The 16,469-nt window shown below is 62.3% G+C and carries 25 protein-coding genes; 24 read left to right on the top strand and 1 reads right to left on the bottom strand.

Features of this window, described 5'->3' with window-relative positions; genetic code table 11:
• Positions 1 to 29 precede the first annotated feature (29 nt).
• The 3 genes from tuf to Q9R31_RS02460 all read left to right on the top strand — a co-directional run bounded on the left by tuf (position 30) and on the right by Q9R31_RS02460 (position 2,819).
• Positions 30 to 1,220 carry an elongation factor Tu gene (gene tuf, locus Q9R31_RS02470; RefSeq protein ID WP_056334246.1) on the top strand — a complete coding sequence of 397 codons (1,191 nt, stop codon included), beginning with the start codon at positions 30 to 32 and terminating at the stop codon, positions 1,218 to 1,220.
• 101 nt (positions 1,221 to 1,321) lie between these two features.
• Entirely contained in the window at positions 1,322 to 1,447 is a 126-nt protein-coding gene (locus tag Q9R31_RS02465) for a hypothetical protein (RefSeq protein WP_018769130.1), read from the top strand.
• A gap of 121 nt (positions 1,448 to 1,568) precedes the next feature.
• Entirely contained in the window at positions 1,569 to 2,819 is a 1,251-nt protein-coding gene (locus Q9R31_RS02460; RefSeq protein WP_311261151.1) for an Nramp family divalent metal transporter, read from the top strand.
• Positions 2,820 to 2,849: 30 nt separating this feature from the next.
• Here the strand turns inward: Q9R31_RS02460 and Q9R31_RS02455 are convergent, their stop codons facing one another.
• On the bottom strand, positions 2,850 to 4,286 hold the full coding sequence (locus Q9R31_RS02455) for a GH1 family beta-glucosidase (RefSeq protein WP_311261150.1): 1,437 nt from the start codon (positions 4,284 to 4,286) through the stop codon (positions 2,850 to 2,852).
• Positions 4,287 to 4,683: 397 nt separating this feature from the next.
• On the opposite strand from Q9R31_RS02455, the gene rpsJ reads away from it, so the two are divergent.
• The 21 genes from rpsJ to secY all read left to right on the top strand — a co-directional run bounded on the left by rpsJ (position 4,684) and on the right by secY (position 16,469).
• Positions 4,684 to 4,992 (top strand): 30S ribosomal protein S10, encoded by a 309-nt coding sequence (gene rpsJ / locus Q9R31_RS02450; RefSeq protein WP_003803825.1) that lies wholly within the window; start codon positions 4,684 to 4,686, stop codon positions 4,990 to 4,992.
• Between the two features lie 17 nt (positions 4,993 to 5,009).
• A complete protein-coding gene (gene rplC / locus Q9R31_RS02445; RefSeq protein ID WP_013601833.1) occupies positions 5,010 to 5,660 on the top strand; it encodes a 50S ribosomal protein L3 in 651 nt (216 codons plus the stop codon).
• Positions 5,661 to 5,664: 4 nt separating this feature from the next.
• Positions 5,665 to 6,285, top strand: a complete 621-nt coding sequence (rplD, locus tag Q9R31_RS02440; protein WP_018769134.1) for a 50S ribosomal protein L4 — start codon at positions 5,665 to 5,667, stop codon at positions 6,283 to 6,285.
• On the top strand, positions 6,282 to 6,587 hold the full coding sequence (gene rplW / locus Q9R31_RS02435; protein ID WP_011692807.1) for a 50S ribosomal protein L23: 306 nt from the start codon (positions 6,282 to 6,284) through the stop codon (positions 6,585 to 6,587). The genes rplD and rplW overlap by 4 nt, the downstream gene beginning before the upstream one ends.
• Positions 6,588 to 6,616: 29 nt before the next feature.
• On the top strand, positions 6,617 to 7,456 hold the full coding sequence (gene rplB / locus Q9R31_RS02430) for a 50S ribosomal protein L2 (protein WP_026264302.1): 840 nt from the start codon (positions 6,617 to 6,619) through the stop codon (positions 7,454 to 7,456).
• Positions 7,457 to 7,468: 12 nt separating this feature from the next.
• Complete coding sequence (gene rpsS / locus Q9R31_RS02425) at positions 7,469 to 7,750, top strand: 30S ribosomal protein S19 (protein ID WP_003803803.1); 282 nt, start codon at positions 7,469 to 7,471, stop codon at positions 7,748 to 7,750.
• Between the two features lie 38 nt (positions 7,751 to 7,788).
• Positions 7,789 to 8,154, top strand: a complete 366-nt coding sequence (gene rplV / locus Q9R31_RS02420; protein ID WP_009358304.1) for a 50S ribosomal protein L22 — start codon at positions 7,789 to 7,791, stop codon at positions 8,152 to 8,154.
• The gene (gene rpsC / locus Q9R31_RS02415) at positions 8,155 to 8,985 is read left to right on the top strand and encodes a 30S ribosomal protein S3 (RefSeq protein WP_311261149.1); all 831 of its coding nucleotides are present in this window, start codon (positions 8,155 to 8,157) and stop codon (positions 8,983 to 8,985) included.
• The gene (gene rplP / locus Q9R31_RS02410; protein ID WP_015937848.1) at positions 8,986 to 9,402 is read left to right on the top strand and encodes a 50S ribosomal protein L16; all 417 of its coding nucleotides are present in this window, start codon (positions 8,986 to 8,988) and stop codon (positions 9,400 to 9,402) included.
• 2 nt (positions 9,403 to 9,404) lie between these two features.
• Positions 9,405 to 9,734, top strand: a complete 330-nt coding sequence (gene rpmC / locus Q9R31_RS02405; RefSeq protein ID WP_018769136.1) for a 50S ribosomal protein L29 — start codon at positions 9,405 to 9,407, stop codon at positions 9,732 to 9,734.
• The gene (rpsQ, locus tag Q9R31_RS02400) at positions 9,731 to 10,036 is read left to right on the top strand and encodes a 30S ribosomal protein S17 (protein ID WP_018769137.1); all 306 of its coding nucleotides are present in this window, start codon (positions 9,731 to 9,733) and stop codon (positions 10,034 to 10,036) included. Before rpmC ends, rpsQ begins: the two co-directional genes overlap by 4 nt.
• 769 nt (positions 10,037 to 10,805) lie before the next feature.
• Positions 10,806 to 11,174, top strand: a complete 369-nt coding sequence (gene rplN, locus Q9R31_RS02395; RefSeq protein ID WP_003803789.1) for a 50S ribosomal protein L14 — start codon at positions 10,806 to 10,808, stop codon at positions 11,172 to 11,174.
• Between the two features lie 3 nt (positions 11,175 to 11,177).
• Complete coding sequence (gene rplX, locus Q9R31_RS02390) at positions 11,178 to 11,540, top strand: 50S ribosomal protein L24 (protein WP_142032009.1); 363 nt, start codon at positions 11,178 to 11,180, stop codon at positions 11,538 to 11,540.
• A complete protein-coding gene (rplE, locus tag Q9R31_RS02385; RefSeq protein ID WP_311261148.1) occupies positions 11,540 to 12,121 on the top strand; it encodes a 50S ribosomal protein L5 in 582 nt (193 codons plus the stop codon). The genes rplX and rplE overlap by 1 nt, the downstream gene beginning before the upstream one ends.
• 82 nt (positions 12,122 to 12,203) lie before the next feature.
• Positions 12,204 to 12,602, top strand: a complete 399-nt coding sequence (gene rpsH / locus Q9R31_RS02380; protein ID WP_018769139.1) for a 30S ribosomal protein S8 — start codon at positions 12,204 to 12,206, stop codon at positions 12,600 to 12,602.
• A gap of 18 nt (positions 12,603 to 12,620) precedes the next feature.
• Positions 12,621 to 13,157, top strand: coding sequence for a 50S ribosomal protein L6 (rplF, locus tag Q9R31_RS02375; protein ID WP_311261147.1), 537 nt, complete (start codon positions 12,621 to 12,623; stop codon positions 13,155 to 13,157).
• A 2-nt stretch (positions 13,158 to 13,159) separates the two neighbouring features.
• Positions 13,160 to 13,543, top strand: coding sequence for a 50S ribosomal protein L18 (gene rplR / locus Q9R31_RS02370; RefSeq protein ID WP_018769141.1), 384 nt, complete (start codon positions 13,160 to 13,162; stop codon positions 13,541 to 13,543).
• Positions 13,540 to 14,256 carry a 30S ribosomal protein S5 gene (rpsE, locus tag Q9R31_RS02365; protein ID WP_311261146.1) on the top strand — a complete coding sequence of 239 codons (717 nt, stop codon included), beginning with the start codon at positions 13,540 to 13,542 and terminating at the stop codon, positions 14,254 to 14,256. Before rplR ends, rpsE begins: the two co-directional genes overlap by 4 nt.
• Positions 14,257 to 14,258: 2 nt before the next feature.
• Positions 14,259 to 14,465: a 50S ribosomal protein L30 gene (rpmD, locus tag Q9R31_RS02360; RefSeq protein WP_009358731.1), complete on the top strand. Its 207-nt coding sequence runs from the start codon at positions 14,259 to 14,261 to the stop codon at positions 14,463 to 14,465.
• Complete coding sequence (gene rplO, locus Q9R31_RS02355) at positions 14,466 to 14,948, top strand: 50S ribosomal protein L15 (RefSeq protein WP_311261145.1); 483 nt, start codon at positions 14,466 to 14,468, stop codon at positions 14,946 to 14,948.
• Between the two features lie 210 nt (positions 14,949 to 15,158).
• Positions 15,159 to 16,469: a preprotein translocase subunit SecY gene (gene secY, locus Q9R31_RS02350; RefSeq protein WP_311261144.1), complete on the top strand. Its 1,311-nt coding sequence runs from the start codon at positions 15,159 to 15,161 to the stop codon at positions 16,467 to 16,469.

Raw genomic sequence — 16,469 nt, 5'->3', positions numbered from 1 at the left:
GTCATTTGAAAACGTTCTAGGAGGAACCTGTGGCAAAGGCAAAGTTCGAGCGGACTAAGCCGCACGTCAACATCGGCACCATTGGTCACGTTGACCACGGTAAGACGACGCTGACGGCCGCCATTTCCAAGGTGCTGTACGACAAGTACCCGGATCTCAACGAGAAGCGCGACTTCGCGTCGATCGACTCTGCTCCCGAAGAGCGTCAGCGTGGCATTACCATCAACATCTCCCACGTGGAGTACCAGACCGAAAAGCGCCACTACGCACACGTAGACGCCCCGGGTCACGCTGACTACATCAAGAACATGATCACCGGTGCTGCCCAGATGGACGGCGCTATCCTCGTGGTTGCCGCTACCGACGGCCCGATGGCTCAGACCCGCGAGCACGTTCTGCTGGCCCGCCAGGTTGGTGTTCCCTACCTGCTGGTCGCCCTGAACAAGGCCGACATGGTTGACGATGAGGAACTGCTGGACCTCGTTGAAATGGAAGTTCGTGAGCTCCTGAGCTCGCAGGGCTTCGATGGTGACGAAGCTCCCGTGGTCCGCGTTTCCGGCCTCAAGGCCCTGGAAGGCGACCCCGAGTGGGTCAAGTCCGTTGAGGACCTGATGGCTGCGGTCGACGAGTCCGTTCCGGACCCCGTACGTGACCGTGACAAGCCGTTCCTGATGCCGATCGAAGACGTCTTCACCATCACCGGCCGTGGCACCGTTGTTACGGGCCGCGCCGAGCGTGGAACCCTCGCCATCAACTCCGAGGTCGAGATCGTCGGCATCCGCCCGGTCCAGAAGACCACGGTTACCGGTATCGAGATGTTCCACAAGCAGCTCGACGAAGCATGGGCCGGCGAGAACTGTGGCCTCCTGCTCCGCGGTCTGAAGCGCGACGATGTCGAGCGTGGCCAGGTTGTCGTCAAGCCGGGTTCCATCACCCCGCACACCGACTTCGAGGCCAACGTCTACATCCTCTCCAAGGACGAAGGCGGACGTCACAACCCGTTCTACTCCAACTACCGCCCGCAGTTCTACTTCCGTACCACGGACGTAACCGGCGTTATCACCCTGCCCGAGGGCACGGAAATGGTTATGCCTGGCGACAACACTGAGATGACCGTTGCGCTCATCCAGCCCATCGCCATGGAAGAGGGCCTCGGCTTCGCAATCCGCGAAGGCGGCCGTACCGTTGGTTCGGGACGTGTCACCAAGATCATCAAGTAATACTTGCTGAACTGAAGGACAGCCCCGCTGCATAGCAGCGGGGCTGTCCTTTTTCGTTAACAGGCCACTGATACTGTTGCAACCATTGAAAGGAGGTCATCATGGGATGGCTTATTTTCCTGATCATCGCGGTTGCTGTTGTAGCCGGCGTGTTCTGGACCAGGAAGTATTTCCGGCGCGAGATTGACCGCGCCAAGCGGATCAACCGGGCAAACAAGAACCAGTAGCAGGGGCGGCCGCGCAGTGATTTGCCGGCATCCCTTACTACTACTTTTCGGTATACCTAAACTCGCGGTATCCTCGTCGTATTAACACCCGCATTGACGCCCGCAACGACGAGGACACGTAATGGCTGTTTCAACAATGGCGGCAGAATCCGCCGGCACCAGGTTCTGGTCCCGCCTGCTGCTGCTGGGGCCGGCGTTCGTGGCGGCCATTGCGTACGTCGACCCCGGAAATGTCGCCGCGAACCTGACCGCCGGTGCCAGCTTCGGGTACCTCCTGGTATGGGTCCTCGTTGCCGCCAACGGGATGGCCGTGCTGATTCAGTACCAGTCAGCCAAGCTGGGCCTCGCCACCGGCATGAGCCTGCCGGAAATACTCGCCCAACGCCTGGGAACGCGGCGCCGCCGGGCCTACTGGGTCCAGGCCGAGATTGTCGCCGGCGCCACCGACATGGCTGAGGTCATCGGCGGGGCAGTGGCACTTAACCTGCTGTTCGGTCTGCCCCTGTTGACGGGCGGCGTCATTATCGGCCTGGCCTCCATGCTGCTGCTGACACTGCAGTCGCACCGCAGCCAAAAATCCTTTGAGATTGCGATCCTCACCCTGCTGGGCGTGATCGCTGTCGGTTTCGTATCCGGCCTGTTCGTCGCACCGCCGGACGCCGGTGGGGCCCTGGCCGGGCTGGTGCCCCGGTTCGAGGGAACCGACACAGTGCTGCTCGCAGCGAGCATGCTCGGAGCGACCGTCATGCCGCACGCCATCTACCTGCATTCCGCCCTAGCCCGCGACCGCCATGGATTCTCGGAAGATCCGGTGGTCAGGACGCGGCTGATCCGGACCACGCGCGTGGATGTTGCCGGAGCTTTGCTGCTTGCCGGCGTCGTCAATATCGCCATGCTGCTGCTGGCTGCCTCCAGCCTGCGCGGCGTGGAAGGAACCGACACTATCGCCGGTGCCCATGCTGCCGTGACGTCCGCACTCGGGCCGGTAATCGGCGTCGTCTTCGCTGTGGGCCTCCTGGCCTCCGGCCTGGCGTCCACGTCCGTGGGCTGCTACGCGGGGGCGACCATCATGGGCGGCCTGCTGAAGGTACGGATTCCACTGCTGGTCCGCCGGACCGTCACCCTGATTCCCGCGCTTGCCGTCCTGGGCGCCGGCATCGAACCCACGCTGGCTTTGGTCCTCAGCCAGGTCCTCCTGAGCTTCGGCATTCCCTTCGCGCTGATTCCCTTGATCCGGCTCACCGGCAGCCGCAAGGTGATGGGCATCCACGTCGACTCGAAGCCGCTGCGGATTGCCGGATGGACCAGCGCCACCCTGATCGTCGGCCTGAACTGCGTCCTGATCTTCCTCACGGTCCTGGGACAGGGCTGACCGCAGGGACAGCTTAAGCGCGCGCCACCGCTAGGCGCTCCGGTGGCCCCGCGCCCTGGACAGTGCCTGGTACCAGTAGAAGGACCGCTTGGGCGTCCGCTCCAGCGTCTCGAAGTCCACGTGCACCAGGCCAAAGCGCTGCGAGTAGCCGGCGGCCCACTCAAAGTTGTCCATCAGCGTCCAGACGTAGTAGCCCCGGAGGTCCACGCCCTCGGCAATGCCGCCCGGGGCGGTGGCATCAAGCGCGGCCCCCAGATGGGCGGCCAGGTACTCCACCCGGTCGGTGTCCTCAAGGGTTCCGTCAACACTGTCGGGCTCAGGAAAGCTGGCGCCACCCTCAGTGATGTACACCGGCGGGAGGGCTTCTCCGTAGCGGTCCCGCATTTCCTGCAGCAGGATTCCCAAATGGTCCGGCGCCACCGGCCAGCCGAATCCGGTGCTGCCGAACTCCGCGTAGCCCACCTCATGGAAAGGCAGCCTGGCCACCTCCTTGTGCATATCCGCAGGCATCGGCGTGATCCCCGGCCCCAGGGCCACCTTGACCGGGAAATAATAGTTGAGCCCGTAGAAGTCCAGCGGCTGGTGGATGGTCCGGAGGTCGGCATCGGAGATTTTTCCAATGGAGCGCAGCCAGGGCTTCGCGTACAACGGCAGGGTGGGATACCGGCCCAGCAGGACCGGGTCGGCATAGATCCTGTTCGCCAGCAGGTCGTACAGATGCGCCACCAGCCGGTCGCCGATCTTCCGGGTGGCAGGCCGGACCGGCGAGTGCAGGTTGGTCAGGCCGATGCCCCCCGCAACTCCGGCCGACCGCAACGCCTGCACGCCGAGCCCGTGCGCCAGGAGCTGGTGGTGGATCGCCGGCAGGGCGTTGAACATCAACCGGCGCCCGGGCGCGTGCACGCCCAGGGCGTATCCGTTCAAGGTGACCGAGACGGGTTCGTTCAGGGTGACCCACTGCGCCACCCTGTCCCCAAACCGCTCCCCGGCGGCCCTTGCATACTCGCCAAACCGCTCTGCAGTGTCCCGGTTCAGCCAGCCGCCACGGTGTTCCAGCGGCAACGGCGTGTCCCAGTGGTAAAGCGTTGCCATGGGGGAGATGCCGGCCTCGAGGACCTGGTCAATCAGCCGGTCGTAGAAGTCCAGGCCTTCGGCATTGAAGGCACCCTGGCCGTCCGGCTGGATGCGCGGCCAGGACAGCGAGAACCGGTAGGAATCGACGCCCAACTCCTTGAGCAGCGCCACATCCTCAGGCAACCTGTTGTAGTGGTCGCAGGCCACAGCGGGGGAGTGCCCGTCCTGGATGGCACCAGGCTTCTCAGCAAAGGCATCCCACCCCGATGGTCCGCGGCCGCCGGCCTTTAGCGCGCCTTCGATCTGGAACGCCGCCGCCGCGACGCCAAGGGTGAACGACGGCGGTATGCGTCCGGCCAGTTCGGTCACCGATTCAGTGCCTTCCAGGGTCATGCCCCTATCATCCAGTGCGTTCCCGTCCTCGGCAATGGCCCTTGACCAGGCCGGACCAGGAGACGATTCGCATCTGCAGCCGATTTCCGGCATACTAGATGAGTTGTTCAAGCGCTTCTTCGCGTCCCGATCCGGATAATGCCGGGTGCAGGGTCCAAGCTGAAGACCAAACATAACCCACCCCCAAGGAACTGCGGATCTACATGTGCGCCCAGCGCGACACGCCCGACCGCGGGGGTCGGTTACGCCGGCAAGGTGAGGAACCCGGATTCATCCGGATTCAGTTTGTGCGGCGGATGGTGGTTACGACCTCAAATGCTTCGGCAGCCATACAACGAGTAAGTGAACAGGGCAGCCCTAAACCGGGGAAGCACAGACTGAAAGAGAGTCAGGCGACATGGCGGGACAAAAAATCCGCATCCGGCTGAAGTCATACGACCACGAGGTCATTGACGTTTCAGCACGGAAGATCGTTGAGACGGTCACGCGCGCAGGCGCAACGGTAGTCGGCCCCGTGCCGCTGCCGACGGAGAAGAACGTGTACTGCGTGATCCGCTCTCCGCACAAGTACAAGGACAGCCGCGAGCACTTTGAAATGCGCACGCACAAGCGTCTTATCGACATCATCGATCCCACGCCGAAGGCTGTTGACTCGCTCATGCGTCTCGACCTGCCGGCTGACGTGAACATCGAAATCAAGCTGTAGGGAGGTGCTGAGAAACTATGACCGCAACCCGTAACGTAAAGGGCCTGCTGGGCACGAAGCTCGGCATGACCCAGGTCTGGGACGAGAACAACAAGCTCATCCCCGTCACTGTGGTCCAGGCAGACTCGAACGTCATCACCCAGCTGCGTAACGCAGAAGCTGATGGCTACGTCGCCGTTCAGATCGGCTACGGCCAGATCGATCCCCGCAAGGTCACCAAGCCGCTGGCTGGTCACTTTGAAAAGGCAGGCGTCACGCCTCGCCGCCACGTCGTCGAACTCCGTACCGCAGATGCTGCTGAGTACGAGCTGGGCCAGGAGCTCTCCGTAGAGGTCTTCGAAGCCGGCCAGAAGATCGACGTCATCGGCACCACCAAGGGTAAGGGCTTCGCCGGTGTTATGAAGCGTCACGGCTTCCACGGCGTTGGAGCTTCCCACGGTGCCCACAAGAACCACCGTAAGCCCGGTTCAATCGGTGGCGCATCCACCCCGAGCCGCGTCTTCAAGGGCATGAAAATGGCCGGCCGCATGGGCGCCGTTCGTCACACCACGCTGAACCTCACGGTCCACGCGGTTGACGTCGAGAAGTCGCTGCTCCTTATCAAGGGTGCCGTTCCCGGCGCCCGCGGCCAGGTCGTCCTCGTACGCACCGCCGTGAAGGGAGCCTAATTCAATGGCTAACACTGTCCAGGTTGACCTGCCTGCAGAGATCTTCGACGTTCAGACCAACGTGCCGCTGCTGCACCAGGTTGTCGTTGCCCAGCTCGCTGCTGCCCGCCAGGGAACCCACAAGACCAAGACCCGCGCTGAAGTTTCCGGTGCAGGACGCAAGCCGTTCAAGCAGAAGGGCACCGGCCGCGCCCGTCAGGGTTCAATCCGTGCTCCGCATATGACCGGCGGTGGCATTGTCCACGGTCCCACCCCGCGTGACTACAGCCAGCGCACCCCCAAGAAGATGATTGCTGCTGCACTGCGCGGCGCACTGTCCGACCGGGCCCGCAACGGTCGCATCCACGTTGTCGCAGAACTGGTTGAAGGCACCAAGCCCTCCGCCAAGACCGCACTGGCAACGCTCCGCGGTGTTTCCGACCGCAAGAACCTGCTGGTCGTCATCGAGCGCGATAACGACGTTGCCGCACTGTCCGTGCGCAACCTCGCCGGCGTTCACGTTCTGTACGTAGACCAGCTGAACACCTACGACGTTCTCGTCTCTGATGACGTTGTCTTCACCAAGGCTGCCTACGACGCATTCGTTGCCGCTAAGGCAGCTAAGAACGAGGAGGATGCCAAGTGAGTGCAGCCACCATCAAGGATCCCCGCGACGTCGTGCTTGCACCCGTCGTGTCGGAAAAGAGCTACGGCCTGATCGACGAGGGCAAGTACACCTTCCTGGTGGACCCCCGTTCGAACAAGACCGAGATCAAGCTGGCCGTGGAGAAGATCTTCTCCGTCAAGGTCGAATCGATCAACACCATCAACCGTGCCGGTAAGCGCAAGCGCACCAAATTCGGATGGGGTACCCGCAAGAACACCAAGCGTGCGATTGTCACCCTCAAAGAAGGCACCATCGACATCTTCGGCGGTCCGCTCGCGTAGCGGAGACCACTTTAACGAGGAAATAAATTATGGGAATCCGTAAGTACAAGCCGACTACCCCGGGCCGTCGTGGCTCGAGCGTAGCGGACTTCATCGAAATTACGCGGTCGACGCCGGAAAAGTCGTTGGTACGTCCGCTGCCCAAAAAGGGCGGCCGTAACAACACCGGTAAGATCACCACCCGTCACAAGGGTGGCGGACACAAGCGCCAGTACCGTCTGATCGACTTCCGTCGCCACGACAAGGACGGCGTAAACGCCCGCGTTGCTGAAATCGAGTACGATCCGAACCGCACGGCTCGCATCGCCCTCCTGCACTACGTTGATGGCACCAAGCGTTACATCATCGCTCCCAACAAGCTCTCCCAGGGTGACGTGGTTGAGGCCGGTGCCGGTGCTGACATCAAGCCCGGTAACAACCTGCCGCTGCTCAACATCCCGGTGGGTACCGTTATCCACGCAGTGGAGCTGCGTCCGGGCGGCGGCGCCAAGATGGGCCGCTCCGCCGGCGCATCCATCCAGCTTGTTGCCAAGGAAGGCCGCTTCGCCCAGCTGCGCCTGCCTTCCGGTGAAATCCGCAACGTTGACGTGCGCTGCCGCGCAACCGTCGGCGAGGTGGGCAACGCCGAGCAGTCGAACATCAACTGGGGCAAGGCCGGCCGTATGCGGTGGAAGGGCGTCCGCCCGACCGTCCGTGGTGTCGCCATGAACCCGGTTGACCACCCGCACGGTGGTGGTGAGGGTAAGACGTCCGGTGGACGTAACCCCGTCAACCCGAACGGTAAGCGGGAAGGCCGCACGCGCCGCCCCAACAAAGAGAGCGACAAGCTTATTGTGCGTCGCCGTCGTACTGGCAAGAACAAGCGATAGGAGCCTGGACACATGCCACGCAGCCTGAAAAAAGGTCCTTTCGTTGACCAGCACCTCTTTGTGAAGGTAGCCAGGGAAAACGAAAAGGGCACCAAGAACGTCATCAAGACCTGGTCCCGCCGTTCGATGATCATCCCCGACATGCTCGGGCACACGATCGCCGTACACGACGGACGCAAGCACATCCCGGTGTTTGTCACTGAGTCGATGGTCGGGCACAAGCTCGGCGAATTCGCTCCCACGCGGACATTCCGCGGCCATGTCAAGGACGACCGTAAGGGCAAGCGCCGCTAGGCGCCTGCGTTTACGTCAAAGACGAGAGAAGGAAAGCAATGGAAGCCAAGGCAATTGCGCGCCACATCCGCGTAACGCCTATGAAGGCCCGGCGCGTCGTCAACCTTGTTCGTGGATTGCAAGCGAATGAGGCTCTGGCAATTCTGAAGTTTGCCCCGCAGGCAGCTTCGGAGCCGGTATTCAAGGTAGTTCAGTCGGCAATCTCCAACGCCCGGGTCCTCGCGGACCGCGACGGCGTGGCGTTTGACGAAGGCGACCTCATCATCAGCGAAGCGTTTGTTGATGAAGGCCCGACCATGAAGCGGTTCCAGCCGCGTGCCCAGGGTCGTGCATTTCAGATCAAGAAGCGCACCAGCCACATCACCGTGGTAGTCGCTACCCCGGAGAAAGAGGAGGCTCGCTAAGTGGGACAGAAAGTAAACCCGCACGGGTTCCGACTCGGCATCACCACCGATCACGTATCGCACTGGTTCGCTGACAGCACCAAGGCCGGCCAGCGGTACAAGGACTTCGTTCGCGAAGACATCCGCATCCGCCAGCTCATGTCCACGGGCATGGAGCGTGCCGGTATCGCCAAGGTCGAAATCGAGCGCACCCGTGACCGTGTCCGCGTGGACATCCACACGGCCCGTCCCGGCATCGTCATCGGTCGCCGTGGAGCAGAAGCAGACCGCATCCGCGGCGAGCTCGAAAAGCTCACCGGCAAGCAGGTCCAGCTGAACATCCTCGAGGTCAAGAACCCCGAGATGGAAGCCCAGCTTGTGGCCCAGGGCGTTGCAGAGCAGCTGACTTCCCGCGTGGCGTTCCGCCGTGCGATGAAGAAGGCCATGCAGTCCGCACAGCGTGCAGGTGCCAAGGGCATCCGTATCGCCTGCTCGGGCCGCCTGGGTGGCGCTGAAATGTCCCGCTCGGAGTTCTACCGCGAAGGCCGTGTGCCCCTGCACACCCTCCGCGCGAACATCGACTACGGCTTCTACGAAGCCAAGACCACCTTCGGCCGCATCGGCGTGAAGGTCTGGATCTACAAGGGTGACGTCACCGCCAAGGAACTGGCCGCGCAGGCCGCTGCCGCACCGTCCCGCGGTAACCGTGGCGAGCGTCCCGGCCGCCCGGGTGGCGCTGACCGCGGTGACCGCCGCCGTCGCAACGACCGCCCGGCCGCTGACGCAGCTCCTGCTGCCGAGGCACCGGCAGTTGAAGCAGCACCGGCTGCTGCAGAAGGAGGACAGGCTTAAATGCTTATCCCACGTCGAGTCAAGCACCGTAAGCAGCACCACCCGGGTCGTTCCGGCGCTGCCACGGGCGGCACCGAGGTCTCGTTCGGTGAGTGGGGTATCCAGGCTCTGAGCCCGGCATACGTCACCAACCGTCAGATCGAATCTGCCCGTATCGCGATGACCCGCCACATCAAGCGTGGCGGTAAGGTCTGGATCAACATCTACCCGGACCGTCCCCTGACCAAGAAGCCGGCCGAAACCCGCATGGGTTCCGGTAAGGGTTCACCGGAATGGTGGGTCGCCAACGTCAAGCCGGGCCGGGTTCTGTTCGAACTCTCCGGTGTCAATGAAGAGGTAGCTCGCGAGGCCCTGCGCCTGGCAATCCACAAGCTGCCGTTGAAGGCACGCATTGTGCGTCGCGAAGGTGGTGAGTAGAAATGGCAGTAGGATCCAAGGATCTGGCTCCCGCACAGCTGGACGGTTTCGACAACGAGCGTCTCGTTGAAGAACTCCGCAAGGCCAAGGAAGAGCTGTTCAACCTGCGTTTCCAGTCCGCCACCGGACAGCTGGAGAACCACGGTCGCCTGCGCGCGGTAAAGAAGGACATCGCCCGCATCTACACCGTTCTCCGCGAACGCGAGCTGGGCATTCGTGCCGAGGTTGCCGCACCGGTTGTGGAAGCCAAGGAAGAAAAGAAGTCCAAGAAGGCTTCAACCAAGAAGGCCGACAAGGCTGAAAAGGCTGAGACCGAGGAGGACGCCAAGTGAGTGAAAAGGACCAGAACGTGACCGAAACTGCTACCGCAGCCAAGGCTGGGCAGCGCGGTTACCGCAAGACCCGTCGCGGCTACGTGGTCTCCGACAAGATGGAAAAGACCATCGTTGTCGAGGTTGAAGACCGCGTGAAGCACGCACTGTACGGCAAGGTCATCCGCCGCACCTCCAAGGTCAAGGCGCACGACGAAGAGAACACCGCCGGCATCGGCGACCTCGTAGTCATCGCCGAGACCCGTCCGCTGTCCGCCACCAAGAACTGGCGGCTCGTGGAAATCCTCGAGAAGGCCAAGTAGCACCTGCTGCTTAGCTGTTGCCCCTGCTCCCTTTCGGGAGCGGGGGCTTCCTCGTTTAACAGCCCCCGGATTGGTTGCCGGCGGCGTCACACCGGGCAGGTTTTGCAGGCCGCGGACGACGGCGGCGCCTGGACTGGCGGGGGAGTGGCACCCGGGTGCGCCGAAAGGCTGCCGTGCGTGACGCCGTCGTGCGTCCCACCCAAACGCCCGCTCACCTTTGGTGCCTTCCCCTGCGACGCCCGCTCACCTTTGGTGCCTTCCCCTGCGACGCCCGCTCACTGTCTTCAAGAGGGTGAGCGGGCGTTGCGTTGGGCACTGCCAAAGGTGAGCGGGCGTTACGTCGAAACGTGCGAAAGGTGAGCGGGCGTCCGACGGCGGGACCCGGCCGGGCGGGGAGCGGCACCCGGGGTGCGCCGAAAGGCTGCCGTGCGTGACGCCGTCGTGCGTCTTGCGGGGCGTCTCTTCGTCTTGCAGGGCAGGGGACGGTGGTGATATGGGGACCGGCGGAAAACGTGCTAGGATATTGAGTTTGTATGGCGCCTTTCTGGCGCCATCATCAACCTCGTAAACAAGCGTGCCACAGCATAGTGCCCCTGTGCGCCCGGGATTCGTCCCGGACCGGATGGGAGCAACTGCTTCTGGCACGGGCGTTTAGGCCTGGTCTGGCAAAATCCAGGCAGGTCAAGAGACACCCCGATCAACCGTTCCGCAAGGCTCATTCCGTAGCAAGATCACGGCCTGAGAACCGGCGCGACGCAAGGAGTAAATAGTGATTCAGCAGGAGTCGCGACTCAAGGTCGCCGACAACACGGGTGCTAAGGAAATCCTTACCATTCGCGTTCTCGGTGGATCCGGCCGTCGCTACGCAGGCATCGGTGACGTCATTGTCGCCACCGTCAAGGATGCAATTCCGGGCGGCAACGTAAAGAAGGGCGATGTGGTTAAGGCCGTCATCGTCCGTACCAAGAAGGAACGCCGCCGTGCGGATGGTTCCTACATCAAGTTTGACGAGAACGCAGCTGTGATCCTGAAGAACGACGGTGACCCCCGCGGTACCCGTATCTTCGGACCGGTTGGTCGTGAACTGCGTGACAAGAAGTTCATGAAGATCGTTTCTCTGGCTCCGGAGGTGCTCTAGTCCATGGCTGCAAAGATTAAGAAGGGTGACCTGGTTCAGGTCATCACTGGCGCCAAGGCTGAGCGCGGCGGCGACCGTGGCAAGCAGGGCAAGGTTCTGCGCGTCTTCACCGACACCAACCGCGTGCTGGTTGAGGGTATCAACCGCGTCACCAAGCACACCCGGGTTGGACAGTCGCAGCGCGGCACCAAGACCGGCGGCATCGAGGTCGTAGAGGCCCCGATCCACATTTCCAACGTGGCCCTGGTTGACCCGTCGACCAAGAAGCCGACCCGCGTGGGCTTCCGCCTCGACACCGTGGAGAAGAACGGCGTCCAGAAGACCGTCCGCATCCGCGTGTCCAAGAGCTCCGGGAAGGACATCTAATGACTGAGACTCTCGAGACTCCGGCAACGAAGATCGTTCCTCGTCTGAAGACCAAGTACGCCGAAACCATCAAGGGCCAGCTCCAGGATGAGTTCGAGTACGCCAACGTGAACCAGGTTCCCCGTCTGGTCAAGGTTGTTGTGAACATGGGTGTTGGAGATGCCGCCAAGGACTCCAAGCTGATCGACGGCGCCGTCCGCGACCTCACCCAGATCACCGGCCAGAAGCCGCAGGTTACCAAGGCCCGCAAGTCGATCGCACAGTTCAAGCTGCGCGAAGGCATGCCCATCGGTGCACACGCAACCCTGCGTGGCGACCGCATGTGGGAATTCGTGGACCGTCTGGTCACCCTGGCGCTGCCCCGTATCCGCGACTTCCGCGGCCTGAGCGGCAAGCAGTTCGATGGCAACGGCAACTACACCTTCGGTCTGACCGAACAGGTTATGTTCCACGAAATCGACCAGGACAAGATCGACCGCGTCCGCGGTATGGACATCACGGTTGTCACCACCGCCAAGACCGATGACGAAGGCCGCGCGCTGCTCAAGGCGCTTGGTTTCCCGTTCAAAACCGAAGCTTAATTAACTACGTAAAAGGTCCGGCCGCTCCGCTCCGTCAAGGACGGAACGGCGGAAACCGTTACGAGGAAGGGCATGAGCCCACATGACAATGACAGATCCTGTCGCAGATATGCTTACGCGCCTGCGTAATGCAAACTCGGCATACCACGACTCCGTGTCTATGCCTTACAGCAAGCTCAAGGCACGCGTTGCCGACATCCTCAAGGCCGAAGGTTTCATCGCCGGCTGGAAGGAAGAGGACGCCGAGGTTGGCAAGAAGCTGACCCTCGAACTCAAGTTCGGTCCGAACCGCGAGCGTTCCATCGCCGGTGTACGCCGCATCTCCAAGCCGGGTCTCCGCGTTTACGCGAAGTCCACCAACCTGCCTCACGTGCTCGGTGGCCTGGGTATCGCAATCCTGTCCACCTCTTCCGGCCTCCTGACTGACAAGCAGGCCGGCAAGAAGGGCGTGGGCGGCGAAGTCCTCGCGTACGTCTGGTAACGGGAAAGGAAGAGAATAATGTCACGTATTGGACGTCTCCCCATCACCGTTCCTGCCGGCGTTGAGGTCAAGGTTGACGGCTCTGTCGTCAGCGTCAAGGGTTCCAAGGGGGAGCTGACCCACACTGTGGCCAGCCCCATCGAGGTTGCCCTGGACGAGAACACCCTGACCGTCACCCGCCCGAACGACGAGCGCGCCTCCCGTTCGCTCCACGGCCTGACCCGCACCCTGATCGCCAACATGATCCAGGGCGTCACCGCAGGCTACGAGAAGAAGCTTGAAATCGTTGGTACCGGTTACCGCGTTCAGGCCAAGGGATCTGACCTTGAGTTCGCTCTCGGCTACAGCCACCCGGTCAGCGTTACCGCTCCGGCCGGCATCACCTTTGCAGTAGAGGGACCGACCAAGCTCTCTGTCTCAGGTATCAATAAGCAGCAGGTCGGCGAAGTTGCTGCCAACATTCGTAAGCTGCGGAAGCCTGACCCCTACAAGGGCAAGGGCATCCGTTACGCCGGCGAAGTCATCCGCCGCAAGGTCGGAAAGGCTGGTAAGTAACCATGGCCATCTCCATTAACAAGAAGCGTACGAACAAGAGCAAGGCTGCTGCCCGCAGCCGCCGCCAGCTTCGTATCCGCAAGCGCATTGCCGGTACGGCTGCCCGCCCCCGCCTGGTGGTCAACCGCTCCGCACGCCACGTATTTGTCCAGGTTGTCGATGACAGCATTGGCCAGACCGTAGCAAGCGCATCCACTCTGGAAGCTGACCTTCGTGCATTCGACGGTGACAAGACTGCCAAGGCCAAGCGCGTCGGCGAGCTCGTTGCCGAACGTGCCAAGGCTGCCGGCGTCGAGGCTGTCGTGTTCGACCGTGGTGGTAACAAGTACCACGGCCGCATTGCCGCCGTCGCCGACGGTGCACGCGAAGGTGGGCTGTCACTGTGACCGAAGCAAACAACGAAAAGGACACTGTGTCTGCAGATCAGAAGGCCCCCGAGGCCGCCGCTGCTGAGACCACTGCCCCCGCTGCCGAGGACCGCCGTGGTGGCGCCCGTCGCGGCGAGCGTGGCGACCGCGGCCAGGGCCGCGGCGACCGCGGTGGCCGTGGCGGCCGCGACGGTGGCCGTGAAGCCGAGAAGAACCAGTTCGTAGAGCGCGTTGTCACCATCAACCGCGTTTCCAAGGTCGTCAAGGGTGGTCGTCGCTTCAGCTTCACCGCACTGGTCGTCGTTGGTGACGGTAACGGCATGGTCGGCGTGGGCTACGGCAAGGCCAAGGAAGTTCCCGCTGCTATCGCCAAGGGCGTTGAAGAGGCCAAGAAGTCCTTCTTCCGCGTTCCCCGCGTTGGCAACACCATCCCGCACCGCGTTCAGGGTGAAGCCGCTGCCGGCGTCGTAATGCTGCGTCCGGCCTCCGCCGGTACCGGTGTTATCGCCGGTGGTCCGGTCCGCGCAGTACTGGAGTGCGTGGGCATCCACGACATCCTCTCCAAGTCGCTCGGTTCCTCCAACGCCATCAACATCGTTCACGCGACCGTTGATGCCCTGAAGCGCCTCGAAGAGCCGGCAGCAGTGGCAGCACGCCGCGGCCTGCCGCTGGACGAGATCGCTCCGGCGGCACTGGTGAAGGCCCTCCTGGCTCCGAAGGCAGGTGCATAGTCATGGCTAAGAACCTTGTCCCCTCCGACGCTCAGTTGGAGATCACTCAGATCAAGTCCGCCATTGGCGGCAAGCAGAACCAGCGCGACACCCTGCGGTCCCTCGGCCTGAAGCGGATCGGACACACCGTTGTCCGCACCGCCGATGCCGTAACCGTTGGAATGCTCAACACGGTTCCGCACCTGGTAAAGGTAGAGGAGGCGAAGTAAATGGCAGAGAACACTGCTGATAAGGCGGCTGCTGAGAAGCAGAACGCCCTGAAGGTTCACCACCTGCGTCCCGCTCCGGGTGCCAAGACCGCCAAGACCCGTGTTGGTCGTGGTGAGGCATCCAAGGGTAAGACCGCCGGCCGCGGTACCAAGGGTACGGCTGCCCGCTACCAGGTGAAGGCTGGCTTTGCCGGCGGCCAGCTGCCGCTGCACATGCGCCTGCCGAAGCTGCGTGGCTTCAAGAACCCGTTCCGGGTCGAGTTCCAGGTTGTAAACCTGGACAAGCTCAGCGAGCTGTTCCCGGAAGGTGGCGCAGTCACCGTGGAGAACCTGGTCGAAAAGGGTGCCGTTCGCAAGAACCAGCCCGTCAAGGTGCTGGGCACCGGCGACATCACCGTCAAGGTTGACGTCACCGCCCACGCATTCTCGGCCAGTGCCGCTGAAAAGATTGCTGCAGCAGGCGGAAGCACCACCGCCCTCTAGGGGACGGCGCCAGCTGTTGAACTCCCGGTATCCGCAGGCTTCGGCCCCGGATACCGGGAGTTTTTCACATCCGCCGGGCGAATTTTTCCCGCCTTCCAGCGCATCGGCGCTGGTGCGGATTGTTCGCACGGCACATTGAACCGTTAGACTCGGTTGTCGGGATTTATCAAGTTCCGCCACCCCACTCTTATTGACACCACAGGAGGACGCTTGCTTAGCGCATTTGGCCGGGCCTTTCGCACGCCTGATCTGCGACGCAAGTTGTTGTTCACGCTGGGAATCATCACCATCTTCCGCTTGGGTGCTTTCATTCCCTCGCCAGGTGTGAACTACCAGAATGTCCAGCAATGCTTGCAGAACGGTCAGACCGCCGGCGGGCTGTACCAGCTCGTTAACCTCTTCAGCGGCGGTGCGCTGCTCCAGGTGTCCATCTTCGCCCTGGGCATCATGCCCTACATCACGGCGAGCATCATCGTCCAGCTGCTCCGGGTGGTCATTCCCCGGTTCCAGCAACTTTACGACGAGGGCGCGTCGGGCCAGTCCAAGCTGACCCAGTACACCCGCTACCTCACCATCGCGCTGGGACTGCTCAACGCCACCACCCTGATATCCCTGGCCCGCTCCGGGCAGCTGCTTCCCGGCTGCCAGCTGCCGATCATCCCGGATACCAGCATCATCACCACCATCCTGATCATCATCACGCTGACGGCCGGCACCGGCCTGATCATGTGGATGGGCGAGCTCGTCACGGAGAAGGGCGTGGGCAACGGCATGTCGCTGCTCATTTTCACGTCCATCGCGGCGCAGTTCCCCACGTCGCTGGGTGCCATCTGGACCTCGCAGGGCCCCGGGACGTTCTTCATCGTCCTGGCCGTGGGCCTGCTCACCGTGGCACTGGTGGTTTTCGTGGAGCAGTCGCAGCGGCGCGTTCCGGTCCAGTACGCCAAGCGTATGATCGGGCGGCGCACCGTGGGCGGCACCAGCACCTACATTCCCATCAAGGTGAACATGGCCGGCGTTATTCCGGTGATCTTCGCTTCCTCCATGCTCTACATCCCCGGGCTGATCGCGCAGTTCAACCAGCCCCGGAACGGCGAGCCAATGCAACCGTGGGTTGAGTGGATCAACAACAACCTGACCCGCGGTGACCACCCGATCTACATGGCGGTTTACTTCGTCCTGATCGTGTTCTTCACCTACTTCTACGTCGCGATTACCTTCAACCCTGAAGAAGTCTCGGACAACATGAAGAAGTACGGCGGCTTCATTCCAGGTATCCGCGCCGGCAGGCCGACCGCTGATTACCTGCAGTACGTGCTCTCAAGGATCACCCTGCCCGGCGCCCTCTACCTGGGCTTCGTGGCACTGATCCCGCTGGTGGCACTGGTACTGATCAACGCGAACCAGAACTTCCCGTTCGGTGGCACCTCGATCCTGATCATGGTGGGCGTTGGTTTGGAGACCGTAAAGCAGATTGATGCGCAGCTACAACAACGTCACTACGAAGGGCTTTTGCGATGA

It is taken from the genome of Pseudarthrobacter sp. BRE9 (assembly GCF_031844305.1).
Lineage (GTDB): Bacteria > Actinomycetota > Actinomycetes > Actinomycetales > Micrococcaceae > Arthrobacter.
The sequence above is the reverse complement of the archived record's forward strand: the minus strand, read 5'-3'. Positions and strand labels throughout refer to the sequence as shown.

Coding starts and splice junctions, on each gene's coding strand:
- Q9R31_RS02465 (WP_018769130.1), top strand. CDS start 1,322: ATGGGATGGCTTATTTTCCTGATCATCGCGGTTGCTGTTGTAGCCGGC.
- Q9R31_RS02460 (WP_311261151.1), top strand. CDS start 1,569: ATGGCTGTTTCAACAATGGCGGCAGAATCCGCCGGCACCAGGTTCTGG.
- Q9R31_RS02455 (WP_311261150.1), bottom strand. CDS start 4,286: ATGACCCTGGAAGGCACTGAATCGGTGACCGAACTGGCCGGACGCATA.
- rpsJ (WP_003803825.1), top strand. CDS start 4,684: ATGGCGGGACAAAAAATCCGCATCCGGCTGAAGTCATACGACCACGAG.
- rplC (WP_013601833.1), top strand. CDS start 5,010: ATGACCGCAACCCGTAACGTAAAGGGCCTGCTGGGCACGAAGCTCGGC.
- rplD (WP_018769134.1), top strand. CDS start 5,665: ATGGCTAACACTGTCCAGGTTGACCTGCCTGCAGAGATCTTCGACGTT.
- rplB (WP_026264302.1), top strand. CDS start 6,617: ATGGGAATCCGTAAGTACAAGCCGACTACCCCGGGCCGTCGTGGCTCG.
- rpsS (WP_003803803.1), top strand. CDS start 7,469: ATGCCACGCAGCCTGAAAAAAGGTCCTTTCGTTGACCAGCACCTCTTT.
- rplV (WP_009358304.1), top strand. CDS start 7,789: ATGGAAGCCAAGGCAATTGCGCGCCACATCCGCGTAACGCCTATGAAG.
- rplP (WP_015937848.1), top strand. CDS start 8,986: ATGCTTATCCCACGTCGAGTCAAGCACCGTAAGCAGCACCACCCGGGT.
- rpmC (WP_018769136.1), top strand. CDS start 9,405: ATGGCAGTAGGATCCAAGGATCTGGCTCCCGCACAGCTGGACGGTTTC.
- rplX (WP_142032009.1), top strand. CDS start 11,178: ATGGCTGCAAAGATTAAGAAGGGTGACCTGGTTCAGGTCATCACTGGC.
- rplE (WP_311261148.1), top strand. CDS start 11,540: ATGACTGAGACTCTCGAGACTCCGGCAACGAAGATCGTTCCTCGTCTG.
- rpsH (WP_018769139.1), top strand. CDS start 12,204: ATGACAATGACAGATCCTGTCGCAGATATGCTTACGCGCCTGCGTAAT.
- rplF (WP_311261147.1), top strand. CDS start 12,621: ATGTCACGTATTGGACGTCTCCCCATCACCGTTCCTGCCGGCGTTGAG.
- rplR (WP_018769141.1), top strand. CDS start 13,160: ATGGCCATCTCCATTAACAAGAAGCGTACGAACAAGAGCAAGGCTGCT.
- rpmD (WP_009358731.1), top strand. CDS start 14,259: ATGGCTAAGAACCTTGTCCCCTCCGACGCTCAGTTGGAGATCACTCAG.
- rplO (WP_311261145.1), top strand. CDS start 14,466: ATGGCAGAGAACACTGCTGATAAGGCGGCTGCTGAGAAGCAGAACGCC.